The following is a 19,570-nucleotide window of genomic DNA, read 5'->3' on the forward strand; positions in this document are numbered from 1 at the left end:
TGACAGAAATGGATCGTTTTTATCCGAACGTAGCAGAACTTGCACCGGAAGATATGGAACTGCTCTGCAGGGAATTCCGGAAGAACAACCGAATCAATGTGGAGATCAGTGAAAAGCTCGGGGTAAAGCGCGGACTGCGCAATCCGGACGGGACCGGCGTGCTGGCCGGCCTGACCAATATCTGCGATGTCATCGGCTACGATCGCAAAGAAGACGGAACTATCACCCCGATTCCCGGCAAGCTCATCTACCGCGGCATCGACCTCAATGACATCGTCAATGAAGCCATCACGAAAGACCGTTTCCTGTTTGAGGAGGTTGTCTGGCTGCTGCTGTTCGGAACGCTTCCGAACAAAGATCATCTCGAACGCTTCTCCAGGATTCTCGAAAGCCACCGGGAACTGCCGGACGGCTTCCCGGAAACCATGATCATGAATGCACCATCTCCGAACATCATGAACAAGATGGCAAGATCCGTCCTGGCCATGTACAGCTATGATGATAAAGCAGACGATACCAGTCTTGAGAACATCATCAAGCAGTCCATCAACCTGATCGCCGAACTGCCGACCATGATGATCTATGCCTATGAGACCAAGCTTCATGTCTATGACCATAAGTCTCTGTACTTCCACTATCCGATTCCGGGGCTGAGCTCCGCCGAGCACATTCTGTCCATCTACCGTCCGGATCAGAAATTCACACATGAAGAAGCCAAGCTCCTGGATCTCTGCATGGTCGTCCATGCAGACCATGGCGGCGGCAACAACAGCACCTTCACGACCAGAGTGATCTCGTCGACCGGTACGGATACCTATTCATCGATTGCTGCTTCCATCGGTGCTCTGAAGGGCCCGAAACATGGCGGTGCAAATCTCAAGGTCATGCAGCAGCTCGACTATCTGATGAAAGAGCTGAATGACCCTTCTGATGACCAGGAAGTTCTGGATCTGCTCCGGAAGATGCTCCGCAAAGAAGCAGGCGATCATTCCGGTCTGATCTACGGCATCGGCCATGCCGTCTATACAATCAGCGATCCGCGTGCGCAGATCCTGAAGAAGCAGTCCCATGAACTTGCCTGCAAGAAAGGCTTCGAAAAGGAATGGAACCTTCTCTGCAGCATTGAGAAGCTTGCTCCGGAAGCCTTTGCACTTGAGAAAAAGAGCACCAGAAGAGTCTGTGCAAACGTCGATCTCTTCTCCGGTCTCATCTACCGCATGCTCAACATCGCAGAAGATCTCTATACCCCGTTATTCGCTATTGCCAGAGTTCCAGGCTGGTGCGCTCACCGCATGGAAGAAGTCGAATTTGCCGACCGCCTGATCCGCCCTGCCTACCGCTATGTCGGCAGCGATCAGCCATATATTTCTCTCGATGATCGCTCTTGAACTACCCGAAAGGATTGAATAGAATAGGGTCATGCATTGACCAGGTGAAAAGTACGGAATCTCCTGTTTCTAAAAGAAGAGAGGCAGATCAGGTGGAAGCTGCCGGAACAGTCCGTATGATGGAACCTGCGAGCACCTTCCGAACGGAAGCGGAACAGAACCGTTATTTCTGAAAGTGATCAGTTCATCAGAACTGATAAGCTGGGTGGCACCGCGCAGAAAGTTCTCTTTGCGTCCCTTCATAAGAAGAGACGCTTTTATTTTTCCGGAGGTAATGAGTATGAAAAAACGCATGTTAAGCGGCATCAAGCCGACAGGTCAGCTGCATCTTGGCAGCTATATCGGCGCATTGAAGCATTTCGTAGACTATCAGGATGAATACGAGGTATTCGCCTTCATCGCCAATCTGCATTGCATCACCGTTCCCCAGGACCCGGCAACCCTGCAGAAAAACCTGCGCGACTGCGTCGCCCTGTATCTTGCCTGCGGCCTGGATCCGAAGAAAGCAACCATCTTCCTGCAGACCGATGTGAAAGAACATGCTCAGCTCGGCTACATCATGTGCTGCCATACGTACATGGGTGAGCTCAACCGCATGACTCAGTTCAAGGATAAGCAGGCAAAGGGCGAAACCAACCTCTCCGGCGGCCTGTATACTTACCCTGCTCTGATGGCTGCTGACATTCTGCTCTATGACCCGGACTATGTACCAGTCGGAGACGACCAGAAACAGCACGTCGAACTGACCAGAGACGTTGCGATCCGCATGAACCACCGCTATGGCGAGCTGTTCAGAGTTCCTGAACCTCTGGTTGCTAAAGTCGGTGCCCGCATCATGAGCCTCGACGATCCGACCAGAAAGATGAGCAAATCTGATCACAACGACAAAGGCTGCGTCTATCTGCTCGATGATCTTGCCAAGGCAAAGAAGAAGATCATGAGCGCCAAGACGGATTCCATCGGCCACGTTCACTTCGACCCGGAGAACCAGGCAGGTGTCTCCAACCTGATGCAGATCTACAGCTGTCTCAATGACAATGAATCCTTCGAACAGATCGAAAAAGACTTCGAAGGAAAAGGCTATGGTGACTTCAAGAAGGCGGTTGCAGACTCCGTCTGCGATACTCTCTCAAAGATCCAGACCCGCTATCAGGAAGTCCTGTCTTCCGGTGAACTGGAAGAAGTTCTGACCGAAGGCGCTGCAAAAGCACGTCCGATTGCGGCCGCAAAACTCGACAAAGTTCAGCGGGCGATCGGCATGGAAATCATTGAGCACTGAATCCCCCAAGCGGCTTCACAGTCTTCTGTCAATTACCCCGTCCCGTAAAGGGCCGAGGCTTGTGACTGCCTCCACCAGTACAAGCGTGCTCATATAAGCCTCCTGGTTTCTGCTAGCGAGGATTATACCTCCTGTGGCGTCACATCGCCGGATGATTGACAACACCCGTTTGATAGCGCTCCGGTATACCGAAGCCTTAGCTTAATTTACTGATACTGATTCCGCAGGCTCGATCAGCTTAATCTTATCAAACTGCGGATTTTCATTTCCGCTGACCCAGAGCGTGCCAAGCGTGTAGATGTTCATTGCCCCGATACGATCGTCGTTGCTGGTATAGCCACATTGCCTGCACCTGTATAAGTGTTCGCTGTGATCACGGTTTCCCTTTACGACAGCACCGCATCTCGGACAGCGCTGAGAAGTGTACTGCGGGTTTACCTTCAGCACACTGGAGCCAGATTCATTTGCCTTATACGTCAGCTTTGTTTCAAGGTCATAGAATGACCAGTTCCGCAGGTCGTGTGTCTGCTTTGCGCCGTGCATGTTTTCTTCTTCAAAAGATACACCGGTTAGATCTTCCAGTACAAACAATGTTCCCGGACCGTATCGCCGGACGAGTGCCTTACTGATGCAGTGATTGACATCACTCATCCAACGGTTCTCTCGCCCGGAAATACGCGCCAGTCTGCGTTTGGCTGACCGTGTTCCTTTTGCCTGAAGCTGTGCACGTACAGCGTCAAATTTATCACGTTTGCGTAAAATCTCTTTGCCACTGAAAAACTGTGTTTTCTGCTGTTCGTCATAGACAGATGCCAGAAATCTAAGACCTCTGTCAATGCCCACAACATGCTTCACATCACCTCTTTCAAATTCATCAACGTTCTTTGTTACGGAAATATGCAGATACCAGATGCCATTCAGTTCCACAAGTTTCGCTGTGCCAAGCGTCCAGCTACTGTCAAAGAATCTCTGCATGGATTCGGGCAGTACAAAATCGCATACAGCCCGTTTGCCGAGCGTGTTGATGGAGAGCTGAATGTGGCCGTCAATTTTGTTATGTACAAAACTGTAATCACGGTTCCGTACCAGATCGCACTGCGGGCGGTTGAACGCAATTGGTTTCTGAAGCCATGTCATATCCCGATGAAAGCTGTAGTGTTTACCATCCGCGGTAAACCGGTACGGATTGTTTCTCATCTGCGTATCGACGGTCTGATATCTGGCAGTAACTGTTTTAATGCACGAGATAGCCATCTGTGCCTTTAGTCCAAACAGTTCACGCAGATCGTAATATACATGTTTCTGAACCTCATTGGAATTGATGCAGAAGTCATGTTGAAAGATCCATTCGGAGACAAAATTACATCCAAGCATATATTGATAAGCGGTCTGAAAAAACAGCAGATTAGTGCCACTCTCAGAAGTCAGACGTACTTTAATCGTTTCGCCTATCTGCATGTTGGACCTGCTCCTTTTCGTGAGAACACGATTTCACTATATAAATATTTTATAATATTTATAGTGAGAAGGTAAGCATATGAATCACATTTATCAGCACCGATGGCATAACAAGAATCTGCTCATGGTACATCTGATCTTTGCGGCAAAGTATCGCAAAGCCTTACTGTTCGGCACGTTCAGAACTGACGTTAAGCAATACATGTTTGATGCTTGCATCGAACATCACTGGTATATCAGGCGTATGGAGACAGATAAGGATCACATCCATATTCTTCTGCAATATAATCCTATGGATAGTATCACTGGTATCGTTTCGGTGTTCAAACAATACAGCACATATCAGGCGTGGAAAAATCATGGGCATATGCTGAAAAAACATTACTGGAAAGAAAAAATGTTATGATCAGATGGCTATTTTGCTGCATCGATAGGACAGGTATTTCAGGAAACCATTGAACATTATATTGAGAATCAGGGCTGTTATGTAAAAGCCAATGTCAAGTGTTAGTTTCAGATTGATTCAATATTTTTCCTTTGCTGTTGAAGGCATGAGGAAAGAGTCTCGGATTTTCAACAGTTCGCGGTATTTAGCCATTCTGTTATACGTGTATCAGGGACAACTGCTCTCCCACCCCACAGGCCAATGGTTTCGCCGCCAGCTCTGCTGTCTAAAATCGTGGATCACCATGGAAAGGTGCCATCATAGCCCCGCCGCAGATAGCTGAACCATCCAGTTCAAATCCGGGCTGCTCCTTCCTGATGCCTTCAATCTAATTCTTATCCTCCTCTTTGTTTTTAGGTCATTCAATGATTTCCTGATCTGAAGTGCTCAACGCAAGTCTTGACTGCCTGATAATCGATAGAATCATTTTAAGCAAGAACAGTATGAATATTGCCTGTCATCATTCCCCATATAAAGCATGCCAGCTCACGTGCTATGGCTACCGTTGCTTTGTTATGGTTCTTTCGATTGTGAAGCACAAGACGCATGTATCTCTTCCGGAGGCGTTCATTCGCTCTGTCCGCATATGCAATGACTTCAGGAGCGTTGCCTTCCTGCCGCTTCTTCAGTGCTTCACTTTTGCCAGATGATGCCCTTGAGAAAGATTGTGCACATTCGACAAGTAGTTTTCTCAAAAAGGTGTTTCCCTGTTTTGTTATTCCCGTCTGATTCTGATCATCGCTGCTGCTGAGTTCTCCTGCAACCAGGCCCAGAAATGCCGCAAAGTTCTTTGCTTTAACGAATCTGGTGAAATCTCCGATTTCCACAATCACAGCCAGAGCGGTAAGTACTTTCACTGACTTAAAGCAGATCAGCTTGTGAACTGCTTCCCGGTATTTATCCGTTTCAGCAATTTCTTCAATGCGTTTGTTCATTTGCTCAATTCGATCAGAAACTGTTTCATATGACAGCAGGTAAGAATCCAGTGTTTCCTTATTGATCCCCTCCAGAGGAAGCTCCTTAAGCCATTTCAGATGTTTCTTTGTCCAGTAATTCCTGCCATCCGTAAATTTGTATCCATGCCTGGTGGTAAACGCACAGATCTGCTGTTTGATCACTCTGAGCTGCTTCTTGTGATCCTGCTGCATACGGATGAAATCACGTACTGATTCATCTTCTTCATCGGGGGTATAGACTTCGCTGTATTCATGATTCTTCAGCGATCTGGCAATCGCTTCAGCATCCCGCTTGTCTGTTTTCTTCCTGCGCCGTCTGTTGATTTCTGTTCCGGTAATCGAAGCAGGGGCAAGGATCTTTACGGTAAGACCCTTCTCCTCAAGATCACGCTTCAGTTTAAACCCGAGGCAGCCCGCTTCATATCCGACAATGATCTCTGTATCATTTCCAATCTTTTTCCTGATCCCCTTGCAGTAGTTTACGATGTTAGAAACAGAAGGAGAATAGGCGTTGGTGTTCACAGGTGCTGCTGATCCTTCAAGATAAGTTGAGAGAGTGTAGTTTGTAGTGTGTGCATCAATTCCAACGTATGCTATCATGTAAAGGCCTTCCTTTCTTGGATGAGGCAACTTCCCCCATCTTTTTAATTAAGCCAATAACAAGTATGCGGGATGATCCTCGAACACACAAGTTAATGGAGGGCTTTTACATATTGTCTAAACAACGTAAAACCGCCCCGTAAAGGGGCGTGGCTTCTACCGAATGACATTTTGTGAAGCTTTTTTTCTGACTCATGATTCAGGATCGTTTTTATCTCTTCCCATGGAAGCCGTTTCTGATTATGTTAGAGATAGCAGCCGGATTCATTCCGGCACAGGGAGGAAAGATAATGAAGAAATTATCTGTTTTCATCGTCACATCAATGATCCTGTTTCCGCTGAGCGGATGCAGCAGCTCTTCAGCTGCAGCATCTCCTTCGCCATCACCATCTGCTGTTCCTTCTGCAGAACCCGCAGAATCTGCAGAACCATCAGCGAGCTCTGAAATCCAGGTCATGGATGTCCAGGTTGATTCAACGCGCGGCACGAAGATTCCGGGAACCGTCGTCATGCCTGCAGATGCCTCTGATGTTCCGTTTGTAGTGCTCTGCCATGGCCATGGCGGAAGCCGGCATGAAAACGGAGGCTTCGATGAGATTGCCGAAGCACTTGCAGAACAGGGCATCGCTACAATCCGGGTTGATTATCCAGGCTGCGGCGATTCCACCGAAGACTTCAGCGAAAACAATATGACCAATATGATCAGTGATACGAAGAGTGCCATCTCCTACCTGGAAGACAATTATCCGGTCAGCACTTCTGATTACGGAATCTTCGGTTATTCCATGGGCGGAAGAATCGCCCTGGAAATGCTGGCAGATCCGGACTACTCATTCTCGGCAGCAGTCATGCTCGCACCAGCAGCTGATACAGAAGATCTGAAGAATCTGTTCGGCGGTTCAGATAACTGGGAAACCCTGAAAGCAGATGCGGAAGCATCTCCAGATCAATGGGTCGAATTCACAACGATCTATGGCCAGGTACAGCACCTCGGCGTTCAATTCTTCAAAGACCTCGAGGCAAAGACCTTCAATGACCTCACCGATGCGGCAGCTTCTGCGTACCGCGGACCTTCCATGGTCATCTACGCGGTCGATGATACTGCAGTTTCTCCTTCGGTCAGCCAGGGTGTCGCTGACAAGCTCGGTGCTGAAGTCGTCAAGACTCCGGAAGACGGGCACTCCTATGGATTCTATGGCGGCCCTGCATACGTCAAACGAATCGTTGTAGAAAATACTGCCGACTTCTTTGCAGCAAATCTGAACTAGAAGGCCTCAATTCATACTGATCCTATTCAGCAGCAGAAATGCTGCTGTTTTCTCTGGCCTTGTGTGAACTTCCCGTCTATTGAGCCAGATGCATTCAAAAACCCGATTCTTTCTCAGAATCGGGTATCGGTTTCTCATGGCTGGGGTGGCGAGGTTCGAACTCGCGCATGAGGGAGTCAAAGTCCCTTGCCTTACCTCTTGGCTACACCCCAATGGCCTTGTTTATTTTACAACAAGAGCCCTCCTGATGTCAGCCGTTCAGGCCAAGCTTCATGAATGCATGGGCAAGCCCATCTTCCTCAATATCATCCGTAACCCAGTCAGCAGCCTCCTTGGCAGCTGCGGCACCATTGCCCATCGCAACTCCGACCCCTGCTGCCTTCAGCATTTCTGTATCATTTGCAGAATCCCCGAAGGCAATCGTATCAGACCGAGAGATGCCATAATACGCTGCAGCTTTCAGCATGCCGGTTCCTTTATGAATTCCCGGTGCAGTGATTTCTCCGCCCATCAGCGAATTCTCTGCCGTCGACAGCATCCCTGCCCAGCTGTATCTTCCTTCAAGTCCCTTCACAAACGAATCCCGATCGCTGTCTTTCCGGAAGAAGACATCGACCATATAGATCGGCTGTCCTTGATACGCCTTCTCATAAAGCTGAGGCAGCTTCGGCAGCTCTCCTTTTCTTCCGAGTTTCTTCCATTGCATGGCAAGTTCGGCAAACCATTCCCGATAGAACGCCAGTCCGCCGGTATTGGTGAAATTCTCATCGAGCCCATGCATCGAAAGATTCGCTCTGCACGCTTCGGCAAGTTCATTCAGATAGGCAGCACTTCCGTCTTCCAGAGGATGACGGAAAATCACCTTTCCTTCCGCCTCTGCATAAGCCCCGTCACAGCATACCTGGCCCTTGATCCAGTCCAGCCTCCGGAACTCTCCGGTCTGCAATGGCGATCTGCCAGAGCAGAGAAAGAGAATATGCCCCTGATCCTGAGCCCGCCGGCATGCTTCGGAAGCAGAATGCGGTATACTCCATGTCTTATGGGAATACAGCGTGCTGTCGATATCGAGAAAGATCATCTTCCGATTCATAGCCTGCTCCAGAGATCCATGATCGGCGTCATGATGCAATGTGGCACGAACTTCGCAAAGAAACGATCTGCCGTCGTCACGATGCCTGGCGTCCATACCCAGAGATTCATCTTCGCAGCCCTGATCGACTGCTTCACTACTGATGCACTGGTGCTCTTGAGCGGCTGATGCCGGTAGTACTTTGCCTGACTGCATGGATCTGCCGTCTTCATGAACTCCGTGTCCTTGACCCAGTAGGGGCAGATGCACGTCACATGAATCCCGGTTCCGATCAGTTCATAATGCAATGCTTTCGTATAACTCTGCAGAAATGCCTTGGAAGCCCCGTAAACCGCAAACGAAGGCATCGGCTGAAATGCCGCAATGCTGGAAATCTCAACGACATGCGACCCCTTCTTCAGATACGGAAGAGAGATCTTCGTCACATCGACTGCCGCCTGGCAGTTCAGCGAAATCATGAGATCATCATCCCTTCTGGACTGATCGCGGATTCTTCCGATCTTCCCAAGACCGGCAGCCGCAATCATCCACGTAATCACCGGCTGTTCTTCCTTCAGCATCGCTTCAAGCTTTTCCATGGATCCTTCTGCAGTCAGATCCATCGCAATGGCCTTCACCGGCTTCGTGCAATGCTCGGCCAGTTCCTTCAGCAATTCTTCTCTTCTGGCAATCACCCAGAATGTGTCAATGTCTTTTTCTCTGTCCAGCTGCATCACAAACTCTTTTCCGAGACCGCTGGAAGCCCCGGTCACAAGTGCAATCCGTTCTGTCATATCGATTAGAATAGCACCAGAACAGAAAATCGGGCAGTGCCCGATTCTCCGTCAGTTATAGAATCTGAATTCCGGATCATCCTCCAGATCTTCTTCCTCATATCCAAGCTCCCGGTACTTCTTCTCGGCAGCTTTTGCAAGCTTCTTGTTATTCACGGCCAGATAGACTTTCCGGATCGATTTCAGAAGATCGCCCGCCGAAAGATCATCATCTGCAATCGGTCCTTTCATGAACTGATCTGCAGCCCGCTTGGCATCCATCTTCTGATTTCTTCGCATCAGAAGATCCAAAATTGTCCGCTGAACCGTGCAGTTCATGCGCATCTTCTGCCATCCTTCCAGCAGGTGATCTGCTTTCTGGGTCTGGTCCAGCTCATCATTCAGCAGGATCTCATATCTCAGGTACATATCCTGATCATCCGGATCCGTGATCTCTATCGTCTGCTTCAGCTGTTCCAGCAGCTTCAGTGCCTTTTCTTCCTGATTCTGTTCAGACAAGGCATCCAGCAATGCAAAGATCGTCTCACCGAAGCAGATTCCCTTCTCAGTATATGCTTCACATAGCTGTCCATAATCCATCTGTTCTTCCTGGATATACTCAGTCAGCTCCGCAAAGAGCTCTTCTTCATGAGCTTCGTAATAAGAAACTGCTTCTTCGCTCCGGTTCTGCATCAGCAGATGTTCCAGCGTCATGATCCTCTCACTGAGACCGCTGAAACTCATCTCCTCCAGAAGCGCTTTCAGCGCCTCATCATCCAGATCCATCAGGTCATTCATTGCCTGCGGCAGCTCCGCCATCAGGTCGGATCCTTCCACAGGTTCATTGTGATCTGTCTTCTGCTGAGCACGGATCAGAAAGCCCAGGGCGATCAGCAGTCTGCTCTGCTCTTCAGAAAACCCGCGTTCCCGGAAATCCTTCAGTGCTTCTTCCGCTTCCGGAACCGGATTTGTTTCCAGCCCCTCTATCAGCATATCTCTCAGCGCCAGGATGGAATGATTCATCAAGGTCTTGCTGATGAGATCGGAAAGGTCAGAACCCTCCTCAGGATCGAGCTCAGGGACCGATTCCAGGAAATCAAGGATGTGTTCCGGGCAATTCAGTCTCCTGGCAGAATCCAGCAGACTCTCAGCTAACTCAGGCTCATCTTCGATATAATCTGAATAATCTCCGATAACCTTGTCCAGGATTTTTTCCGCCCGTTTCTTTGCCTGGTCTGTCCCGATCTGAACCAGATCATGAATCAGCACAGTCATCAGCTCCACATCATCCTCAACAAAAGGAACTCTGACCAGAATCGTCTCAGCTTCCTTCGGATTTCCGGACCGTAACAGTCCCTCGCCTTCTGAAGTCATGAGATCAGCCCGATCTTCCGGTTCCAGAAGTTCTTTTTCCTCGAATTCATCCAGCACCATGCGTGAAAACTCTGCAAGTTCCTGATTATGACCCGTCAGGACCAGATCATCCCGCAGAAGATCAATCAGATCCCAGGCATGTTCAAGCTCAGAATCATCTTCAGAACCCAGATGAGCCAGCGTCGAAACTGCCTCAAGCCGCTCCTCTTCAGAAAGCGCAAGATACCTTCCCGCCCCTTCATGCGGATTGTCAGGCTGATAATCTTCGCCTAAGTAATACAAGAGAAAACTGTTCAGCAGCTCACCTTCCGCATATGCTTCCCCCGAGGATGCTGCAGAAATCTGCTCCAGCTGCTCCTTCAGATCCTGAGCGGAATAATAACCTTTTGCAATTCTGCGCAGCTCATTCCGGTACAGCTGCAGCGAATTGACCGACTCGTCTTCTACCTCTTCACTAATGGAATTCAGCAGATGCAGCATCAGAATCCGGTGTGCCTCATCAGCAGAAAACCTCATCTGAATCAGCTTCTGAAAAGCCGGAATGACTTCTCTCGGATCATGGTCATTAAGCTGAATTCTGACCGCCGAAAGAAGTTCCAGATACAAGTTATCAGTAATCGGTTTGCTCATAATCATATCTCCTCTCCTCCTGCTTTCAGCCATCAGCAGGAATTCAGCCTTTCTCAAATTTTACCATGACTGAATGTTTTCTGCCTGCTCCTTCGGACACCGGTTTCTGGAGTATAATAATTCCCGGAGGACATTTAGCTCCATGCCCAAATTCAATGAAATGATCCGCCTGCATAACGGCATCGAAATGCCAAGCCTTGCGTTTGATACCTATGGTCTGACTGCCGGTACTGCTCATGATGCCGTTCTGCATCACCTGCAGTGCGGCGGCAGACATATCGATACTTCTGCTGATTTCGGCGTCGAGAAACAGATCGCTGCTGCCATCGCCGACAGCGGAATTCCGCGAAACGAACTATTTCTGACCGATGAGATTCCTGGCGGCGAAGCAAATCACGACGCTGCGGTGCGGGCCGTTGAAGTCAGCCTGAAACGTCTGGCCAGCGATTATGTAGACCTGCTGCTCATGGGATGGTGCGGCGGAACTTCCAAAGATGATCCTGATAACACAAAGGCAGATACTGCCTGGTCGGCGCTGGAAACCGTATATAAGAATGGCAATGCCCATTCCATCGGCATCCTGGACTTCCAGCCATGGCAGATCGAATACCTCCTGCAGCGCACCGAGATTGTTCCGATGGTAAGCCTGGTTCCGATCTATCCAGGCTACCCGAGCACCGCAAGCGTGAAGGCCAATAAGGAACATAACTTCTGCACCGTTGCCTATCTCCCGAGAAAGATCCGTCAAGTCCTGGATTCCACCGAGATTCATATCTTCGCCGAAAAATATCACACCGATCCGCTTGATATCGTGACCCAGTATGTGCGCCAGAAAGCAGATGCTCTGACCATCACCGTTCCATTCAATGAAGTCAAGGAAGAAAGTTTCCGCTTCAGTGAACCGGAACTCAAGTATCTCGATGTCATGAAAGACTACGGCGTATGAGCCATCCTATAGGATGGCTTTTCTATAAGAAAAAACTGCCCGAAGGCAGTCAGAGTAAATTCCGGTATTCAGAAGGAGACATTCCTTCGCTCTTGCGGAAAACCCTTGAGAACTGGGCAAGGTCTTCAATGCCTACCTGCCGGCTGATATCCGTCAGCAGCAGCGCAGGATCTTTCATCAGCTCTCTGGCATGTTCCATGCGGATCCGGTTGAGCAGATCCGAGAACGTCTCATGAAGCTCGCTGTTCAGCAGCTTGCTCAGATAGCATGGACTGATATAAACCTGTTCTGCCACATCCGCCAGGTGAATATGTTCCATATAGTGTCCCTCCATGTATTTCAGGGCATTGTTCACCAGGAACGACTTTGCCGCAGCAGGCTCCTGCTTCTTCTCTCTCGGATGTTCTTTCAAGGCAGCGGTCATGGCGGTGATTGCTTCATTGATCTCATCCATCTTGCTCGGCTTGAGCAGATATCTTCTCACCCCGAGCTGAATTGCTTTTCTAGCATACTCAAAATCCCGGTACCCGGTCAGAATGGCGATCTCCATGTCGGCATGTTCTGATTTCAGGCCGGCAATCATGGTCAGTCCATCGATGTTCGCCATCCGGATATCCGAGAACAGGATGTCCGGATCTGTCTTCTGAATCAGTTCCATTCCCGAAGAACCGGAATACGCAGTCCCCGCTACTTCGCAATCAAAAGACTTCCAGTCAACCATGCGCCGAAGTCCTTCGACGATCACCGGTTCATCATCGACAATCACTACTTTATACATATGAAATCTCTGTACTTATTCTATCCCTTCAGAGCCCCTGCTGTCATGCCTTTGATAATATACTTCTGCAGACAGATATACACGATGATCACTGGAATGACCACCAGCGTCACTGCACTTGCCATCAGGCCGTAGTTCGTTCCTTCCTGGGACGTCAGCTCATTCAGCAGTCTCGTGATCGCTCTCATCTCCGGCCTTCTGAGGAAGAACATCTGCGTGAACAGATCATTGTAAGACCAGAGAAACGAGAAGATCGCAACTGTCACAAAACTCGGCTTGGAAAGCGGCACGATGATCCGGAAGAAAATCCTCCAGGTACTTGCGCCTTCCAGATACGCCGCCTCTTCCAGCTCTACCGGCAAGCCCTTGATATAGCCCATCAGAACGATAATCGCAAAGCTCAGATTGCCGGCAATCTGCGGCAGGATGATCGACAGCATCGTGAGGCCCCAGCTGCTCGTATTCGTGATTCCCCAGGAAGCCTCCATACGGAAGACCGGAATGATCGTCGCAAATACCGGAAACATCATGCCGGCCACGACCAGGTTGTAAAGGAACTTCTTTCCCTTGAATTCATACCGGGTCAGTGCATACGCAGCTAATCCGGCAATGATCGTGACAGCCACGGCTGTGATTCCGGAAATGAAGATGCTGTTGCGGTAGGCACCGAAGATATTCAGATTCTTGAAAGCTTTGCGGTAATTAGCAAGTGTGAACAGATCGCCGATCGGCATACGGAACGATTCAGAAAGAATCTTGTCCTTTGCCTTGAAGCTGTTCTCCACAACCCAGAAGATCGGATAGATCGTCGTCAATGCCCAAAAGACCAGGGGAATATATACCCATCTCGGGGTATCGTCTCGTCTTGAACGTTTCATGCTAGTCCTCCCTCTGCCGGAACAGCTTTCCTGCGACTTGTGAAAGCACGATGCCAAGCACGACGATCAGCACTGCCAGCGCAGAACCATAGTCCACGTTCTTGGCTTCCATGGTCTGATAGTACATATACGTGCCAGTCAGGAAAGTCGTCTTCAGCGGCATGCCCTTGGGAAACATCGTCCACGGAAGATCGAACACCTTCAAGGCACCAGTCACTGCCAGGATGAGGCATGTGCATAGAACATTGCGGATCATCGGAAGGCTGATGTATTTCACGCGCTGCCATCTCGTTGCGCCATCAATCATTGCCGACTCATACAGTTCCTGATCGATGTTATTCAGTCCGGTCTCGAGAATCACGAAGTAGAATCCGACATACTGCCACATCACCGGCAGCATCATCGTGACTAGCGCATGCGATTCATCTTTCCAGTCGACAAGCGCTGTCGCCCCGAGCAGTTCCCGGAACTGGTTGACCATGCCCTTGTCATAGAGGAAGATCAGGTTGAACAGAAGTCCTAAGGCAGTTGCACTGATGACAATCGGGAAGAAATAGACTGTGCGGAAGAACTGCGTGCCGCGGTGGATGTTGTCCACCATCAATGCCAGCACCAGAGCCAGTCCGACCTGGCCGGCAATCGTGACCAGAATCATGATGCCGGTATTCTTCAGTGCAATCCCGACAACGGGATCATGAACCATTTCCGCATAGTTTGCATACCATGGGCTGTTCCAGTTTCCGCCTGCCTCGCCGAGCACCCGGATATTCTGGAAACTGCTGATGATATTCATGAAGAACGGATAGTAGAGATATACTGCCATGAACAGAAACGCAGGCAGCAGGAAAAACGGAAGTATTTTCTTATTTCGATAGATATTAGACATGATCAGCTCCTTGAGAAAAAGGAAGACCGGCAATTCTTGAAAGAAGCCGGCCAGTTCAGGAGGAAGCTCCCTGTCCTATGAACAGGAAGGACAGGGAGGAATCCGCTTGTTGATGCAGCTTACTGAGCTGCGTAATACGTATCCAGGCCTTCCTGGACTGCTTCTGCAATATCCTTTCTGCCTGTGACGATTTCCGGCATGCCATCAAACGTCGAGACTCTGCAGTCGCCATTGAAGAGATCCTGCACTGCTCCCGTCAGAGAAGTCACGCCGCTCATCATATCCATTGCCTTGACCTGCAGAGACTTGAAGTTCGAAAGATCTGTCTTCGGAGCATTCTTCAGAGCAGTTGCAGTATGCTGTGCAAACACCGGGACCACATCATCGCTGGTCATATATTCCACGAAGCTGACTGCCGCATCCCGCTTTGCCGGATCGTCCCATGCCTTCTTCGTGATGTAGTAGCCCATCGAAAGCCCGCCGATCAGATCCGTTGCCTTGCGGTCGCCATTGCCAGGCACATAAGTGACACTGAACTGATCCAGCTTATCCTGATCCAGAGTCGTCTCATCCTCCGGATCACTCTGGCATGCAGAGATGATGCCACCTACTTTCCAGGAACCATCGAGCAGGAAGGCAGCCTTGCCGTCCGTGAACATCGCGAACGTCTCATCATCGGTTGCACTCAGCGTATTTTCCGGGAAATAGCCTCTCTCATAGGCATCCTTGATATCGCCAAGACCAGCCACCCAGTCCTGGCCGATCTCATCGTCTGCAGACTGCGGGATCTCAAGATGATTCTCCGGAGACTCATGATTGAAGATGCTGTATTCCCACCAGTAATGGGGAATGTTGCCAAGCGCTGCTGCAATCGGCGTATAGCCGGCATTCTTGATCTTCTCGCAGTCATCCAGGAATTCCTCCCAGGTCGTATCTGCTCCTGGCACTTCCACGCCAGCATCTTCGAGAATCTTCGTATTCACGAATAACGCTTCCCAATAGCCATTGACCGGAACTGCATACTTCTTGCCATCGGCTGGCGAAGCAGCGATCAGATCATCATTCATGTTCGATGCATAGTCCGGATACTCTGCCCGGATATCATCGATAGAAACCACTTTGCCTGCCTTAACGAAATCATTGCTGTCAGAACCATTGAAGAAGAACAGGACATCCGGCTCTGAGCCAGTCTCGAAGTCCGTGACAACTCTGGTCTTGAACGTCTCATCCGAGGTCGCAGAAGTATCCGTGACCGTATTGCCCGTCTCGCTCTCCCAGGCAGAGACTGCATTTCTGAAGTTCTGGGCATTGCCATCTTCACCAGCAAATGTCGTGCATACCGTAAGCTCCACGCTGCCTGCTGCAGAAGCTGCTGGAGAAGCAGAAGTGCTGCTGCCAGCATCTGCGGTATCTGATCCGCAGCCAGCCAGTCCCGCAATCATCGATGCGGCAAGAATTCCAGTAAGAAACCGTTTCATTATTTTTCCCAAGCCTTTCTTTCCTTCTCGTAATTTCAGAACCATACTGTCTCTGATCAGAAGATATCCGGTTCCCTGGAAGCACTGCGCAATACTTCCGATTACTGACTTCAGCTTACTCGAAAGCGCTTTCTTTTAGAATTGCACAGATTGTCATTTTTTGATAAATATTGCAGACCTGGTATTGCCATGTCCATCCGGTCCGATCGTCAATCCGCTCTCTTCGCCATAGATCATCTTCAGTCTCCGGTTCACATTCCTGATACCGATATGGCTTGCATGCGTAAGCTCGGTATCATCATCACTCAGCAGAACCCGGATCTTCTCCATATCTTCCTTGGAAGGCTCACCTTTATTGAGAATCGTGATCAGAAGATCTGCCTGCTCATTCTCGCCGCCTTCAATGGTCAGCGATACTCTTCCTCTTCCGCTTTCATCTCTTCCATGTTCGACCGCATTCTCAATCACCGGCTGAATGATCAGCCGCGGAACAAGATAATTTCCGATTTCCTCCGGAACAGATATCGTGCACGTGAATGCATCTCCGAACCTGCATTGAATGATATACAGATACGCATCCACATATGACATCTCTTCCGACAGCGGAATGAGGGGCTTCCGGTCCCGATCTGCAGTCGCACTCATCATCGTCGAAAGCGCCTCAATCATCTCTGACACCTTGTCATTGCCTGCCATGCGTGCTTCCCAGTTGATGATCTCCAGTGTATTATTCAGGAAATGCGGATTGATCTGGGACTGCAGCGCATGGATATTCGCATCTCTGAGCGCGATCTCTTCCCCGTAGATCCGCTCGAACGCATCCTTGAGCTGCCTGGACATCGCATTGAAATTCTGATCCAGATCCGTGATTTCTCCGTTATTCTCATGGACCTTCACGACAACGCCATACTTTCCGTTCTGGATTTCCTGCGAAGCAGCCGCAAGCTCCTCCACCGGCTCCTGGACCCGCTTCTGAAAGAACCGGAACATGCGGATGATCAGCGGAATCAGAAACAGCAGCAGCATCGCAAAGAGCACCAGCGGCGTCCGGCTCTCTTCAGCAACGGCATTGCGATCAAACTTCACGATATACACAATCGGATGATCAGCGATATCAGAAGAGATATAAACCTCATTCCAGTTCCGGACATGGACCTGTCCATCCTGAATCAGGTCAGAAGGCATTGTCTCTTCTGCCTCCTTGGCTGCAGCAAGGAGCGTATCATTGCTGTAAACCGCAAAGCTTTCATACTGCCATACTGCTCTCAGCGATTCGAAGATCCGGTCGCGGTTCAGATCCATGAACAGCACGGCATACGGCTGAAAGCTGCGGTCCATGATATTTCTGACCAGATATACATGCATGCCATCTGCCACCAGCACGGTCCTGGTATCGATGGATTCTGCTTCTTCCAGAATGTGCTTCTTCGATACCTTATCAAAATAATTTCTCGAAGACCTCAGACTCTGATTGCCAGTGAAATAAACCGTATCCGGATCCTCCGTGAAATAAAGACCAGTCATCAGATAATCCTGGTTGAACTTGTACTTCTCTTCCAGCAGCACGCTGACATCCGCATAGAGGTCAGCGCGATTCCCGGTTTCCTTCCATCTCTGATAGATTTCCCTTAGCTGGCTGTTATAGGAAATCTCCTTGGATTGCGTGATGCAGTCGTTCAGCCGGAGATTGCAGATCTCCGCTGCTTTCTCCATCGTCGTGCTTACGGTCCGATTCATCTGTTCCGAGAGCCTGGCCTCGACAAAAACGCTGATAATCAGCGTGATGACGATAATCGGCAGCAGCCAGCTGGTGATGATCGTGTTCAGCATCGACCATTTCAATGATCTGCGCTTTCGTTTCATGATCCCTCTCTTCCCTATTATCCTTCCCCTCAGAAATGCAATCAAGCCATGCATGAGTGCTTCATGCATGGCCTGATCTCATTCTTCTTCGGAAAGGTTCAGAAAATCCCGGTAGATCCTGCAGATCTGTTCGGCTTCTGATTGTTCCTTCATCTCAGCAAATACTCTGAGCAATGGTTCTGTCCCGCTGAACCTCGCTGATACCCATCCGCCATTGCGGAAATAGAGCTTGCAGCCATCGAGATATGATACATGATCGATCTCCTCCGGCATCTGCGGAATCTCATGTGCCTTCATGATCCGATGCTGGAACTCTGCTTTCTGCTCCGAGCGGAAGCGGTAGCTGTGCTCTGCCATATATGCCGTTCCGGTCAGCTCATCGACTTCTTTCTTGATCTCTGACATCTTCTTTCCAGTCACCGCCAGCATCTCCGTAAGCAGTGCCGCCGCATAGACTCCGTCTTTTCCGCGGATTCTGCCGGTGATCGCCATTCCTCCGGAAGACTCGCCGCCGATGATCGCATGCGTTTCTTCCATCTTAGCGGACACCCACTTGAAGCCCACCGGCACTTCATAGCATTTCTCTCCGAACGATTCAGCCAGACGATCCAGGCGATGCGTCGTGCAGAGATTTCTCACGCATGGTCCATGCATGCCACGGTATTTCACGAGATACCAGTACAGCAGCACCAGGATATCATTCGGACTCAGATATGTTCCATGGTCATCCGTGACGCCGATCCGATCGGCATCTCCATCTGTCGCAACGCCGAGATCATAATGATGCTGCGCCACATATGTCCCGAGCGTCTTCATCGCTTCTGCATTCGGTGCCGGCAGGTGTCCTCCGAAGAGCGGATCGTGTCTGCCATGGATCGTATCCACTTCGCAGCGGGCAGTGATCAGAATGGTTCTGATGCTTGTTTCGCTGACCCCGTACATCGGATCCAGGGCAATATGCAGATCTGCCTTCCGGATCGCTTCCGTATTGATATCTGCCAGAATCGAATCGAGATATTCATTGATCGGCCAGATCACGTCAATCAGCTCCTCACGGACTCCTTCTTCATACTCGATGGTCTTCACCGGCAGCTTTACTTTGCTGAGATAGGATTCAATATCAGAGGTGGTTTCCAGATCTGCGTCTCTGCCTCCGGCAGTGAAGATCTTCACGCCATTGTAGATGGCCGGATTATGACTTGCCGTGACCATCATGCCATACGGAAGATTCCAGTTCTGCACGCAATACATCACTAACGGTGTCGGACATGAATGCAGCATCAGCTTGGTATGAATTCCTCTTGCGGCAAAGACCTCCGCCATCCACTGCATCGCTTCCTTTGACAGGAATCTGCGATCATAGCCGATGATCATTCCGGCCCGCTCCTGATGCTCTGCCTTCATCTTGTCTGCCATGCCCGCTGCTAAGATCTGCAGATTCTCTTTGGTAAATCCATCTCCGATGACTGCCCGCCATCCGCCTGTTCCGAAATGAATCATT

General features: G+C 49.8%; 16 protein-coding genes and 1 tRNA gene. 5 read left to right on the top strand and 12 right to left on the bottom strand.

Annotated features, from left to right (window positions below; translation table 11 throughout):
• Nucleotides 1-8: 8 nt before the first annotated feature.
• Together C7E00_RS12120 and trpS are read left to right on the top strand one after the other, a co-directional pair.
• Nucleotides 9-1,388: a citrate synthase gene (locus C7E00_RS12120; protein ID WP_105304510.1), complete on the top strand. Its 1,380-nt coding sequence runs from the start codon at nucleotides 9-11 to the stop codon at nucleotides 1,386-1,388.
• A 280-nt stretch (nucleotides 1,389-1,668) separates the two neighbouring features.
• Entirely contained in the window at nucleotides 1,669-2,667 is a 999-nt protein-coding gene (trpS, locus tag C7E00_RS12125) for a tryptophan--tRNA ligase (protein ID WP_105304511.1), read from the top strand.
• A 201-nt stretch (nucleotides 2,668-2,868) separates the two neighbouring features.
• Here the strand turns inward: trpS and C7E00_RS12130 are convergent, their stop codons facing one another.
• Nucleotides 2,869-4,125, bottom strand: coding sequence for an RNA-guided endonuclease TnpB family protein (locus C7E00_RS12130; RefSeq protein ID WP_105304512.1), 1,257 nt, complete (start codon nucleotides 4,123-4,125; stop codon nucleotides 2,869-2,871).
• A 79-nt stretch (nucleotides 4,126-4,204) separates the two neighbouring features.
• On the opposite strand from C7E00_RS12130, the gene tnpA reads away from it, so the two are divergent.
• The gene (gene tnpA, locus C7E00_RS12135; RefSeq protein WP_204378622.1) at nucleotides 4,205-4,531 is read left to right on the top strand and encodes an IS200/IS605 family transposase; all 327 of its coding nucleotides are present in this window, start codon (nucleotides 4,205-4,207) and stop codon (nucleotides 4,529-4,531) included.
• 467 nt (nucleotides 4,532-4,998) lie between these two features.
• Here tnpA and C7E00_RS12140 read toward each other — a convergent pair whose 3' ends face one another.
• Complete coding sequence (locus C7E00_RS12140; protein WP_105304513.1) at nucleotides 4,999-6,126, bottom strand: IS110 family RNA-guided transposase; 1,128 nt, start codon at nucleotides 6,124-6,126, stop codon at nucleotides 4,999-5,001.
• Between the two features lie 290 nt (nucleotides 6,127-6,416).
• Here C7E00_RS12140 and C7E00_RS12145 point away from each other — a divergent pair, with 290 nt between their 5' ends.
• Nucleotides 6,417-7,394: an alpha/beta hydrolase family protein gene (locus C7E00_RS12145; RefSeq protein WP_167836586.1), complete on the top strand. Its 978-nt coding sequence runs from the start codon at nucleotides 6,417-6,419 to the stop codon at nucleotides 7,392-7,394.
• A 137-nt stretch (nucleotides 7,395-7,531) separates the two neighbouring features.
• Here C7E00_RS12145 and C7E00_RS12150 read toward each other — a convergent pair.
• The 4 genes from C7E00_RS12150 to C7E00_RS12165 all read right to left on the bottom strand — a co-directional run bounded on the left by C7E00_RS12150 (nucleotide 7,532) and on the right by C7E00_RS12165 (nucleotide 11,240).
• Nucleotides 7,532-7,606: transfer RNA gene (locus tag C7E00_RS12150), tRNA-Gln, on the bottom strand.
• A 38-nt stretch (nucleotides 7,607-7,644) separates the two neighbouring features.
• Nucleotides 7,645-8,484, bottom strand: a complete 840-nt coding sequence (locus tag C7E00_RS12155) for an HAD family hydrolase (protein ID WP_167836587.1) — start codon at nucleotides 8,482-8,484, stop codon at nucleotides 7,645-7,647.
• Nucleotides 8,481-9,257, bottom strand: coding sequence for an SDR family NAD(P)-dependent oxidoreductase (locus C7E00_RS12160; protein WP_105304516.1), 777 nt, complete (start codon nucleotides 9,255-9,257; stop codon nucleotides 8,481-8,483). Before C7E00_RS12160 ends, C7E00_RS12155 begins: the two co-directional genes overlap by 4 nt.
• 51 nt (nucleotides 9,258-9,308) lie before the next feature.
• Nucleotides 9,309-11,240 carry a hypothetical protein gene (locus tag C7E00_RS12165; RefSeq protein ID WP_135358223.1) on the bottom strand — a complete coding sequence of 644 codons (1,932 nt, stop codon included), beginning with the start codon at nucleotides 11,238-11,240 and terminating at the stop codon, nucleotides 9,309-9,311.
• Nucleotides 11,241-11,382: 142 nt separating this feature from the next.
• Between C7E00_RS12165 and C7E00_RS12170 the strand changes: the two genes are divergently transcribed.
• Entirely contained in the window at nucleotides 11,383-12,186 is an 804-nt protein-coding gene (locus C7E00_RS12170) for an aldo/keto reductase (RefSeq protein WP_167836588.1), read from the top strand.
• Between the two features lie 49 nt (nucleotides 12,187-12,235).
• On the opposite strand, the gene C7E00_RS12175 is transcribed toward C7E00_RS12170, so the two are convergent.
• From C7E00_RS12175 to C7E00_RS12200, 6 genes are all read right to left on the bottom strand, one after another.
• On the bottom strand, nucleotides 12,236-12,964 hold the full coding sequence (locus C7E00_RS12175) for a response regulator transcription factor (protein WP_105304519.1): 729 nt from the start codon (nucleotides 12,962-12,964) through the stop codon (nucleotides 12,236-12,238).
• A gap of 20 nt (nucleotides 12,965-12,984) precedes the next feature.
• Nucleotides 12,985-13,842, bottom strand: a complete 858-nt coding sequence (locus tag C7E00_RS12180; RefSeq protein ID WP_105304520.1) for a carbohydrate ABC transporter permease — start codon at nucleotides 13,840-13,842, stop codon at nucleotides 12,985-12,987.
• Between the two features lies 1 nt (nucleotide 13,843).
• Nucleotides 13,844-14,728: a carbohydrate ABC transporter permease gene (locus tag C7E00_RS12185; protein WP_204378623.1), complete on the bottom strand. Its 885-nt coding sequence runs from the start codon at nucleotides 14,726-14,728 to the stop codon at nucleotides 13,844-13,846.
• A 119-nt stretch (nucleotides 14,729-14,847) separates the two neighbouring features.
• Nucleotides 14,848-16,206 carry an ABC transporter substrate-binding protein gene (locus C7E00_RS12190; protein WP_154505801.1) on the bottom strand — a complete coding sequence of 453 codons (1,359 nt, stop codon included), beginning with the start codon at nucleotides 16,204-16,206 and terminating at the stop codon, nucleotides 14,848-14,850.
• Between the two features lie 153 nt (nucleotides 16,207-16,359).
• Nucleotides 16,360-18,069: a sensor histidine kinase gene (locus C7E00_RS12195; protein WP_167836589.1), complete on the bottom strand. Its 1,710-nt coding sequence runs from the start codon at nucleotides 18,067-18,069 to the stop codon at nucleotides 16,360-16,362.
• 78 nt (nucleotides 18,070-18,147) lie between these two features.
• The gene (locus C7E00_RS12200; RefSeq protein ID WP_105304522.1) at nucleotides 18,148-19,569 is read right to left on the bottom strand and encodes a phosphohexomutase domain-containing protein; all 1,422 of its coding nucleotides are present in this window, start codon (nucleotides 19,567-19,569) and stop codon (nucleotides 18,148-18,150) included.
• Nucleotide 19,570 lies beyond the last annotated feature (1 nt).

It is taken from the genome of Anaerolactibacter massiliensis, from assembly GCF_900290205.1.
In the GTDB taxonomy this organism is placed as follows: domain Bacteria; phylum Bacillota_I; class Bacilli_A; order Erysipelotrichales; family Erysipelotrichaceae; genus Bulleidia; species Bulleidia intestinalis.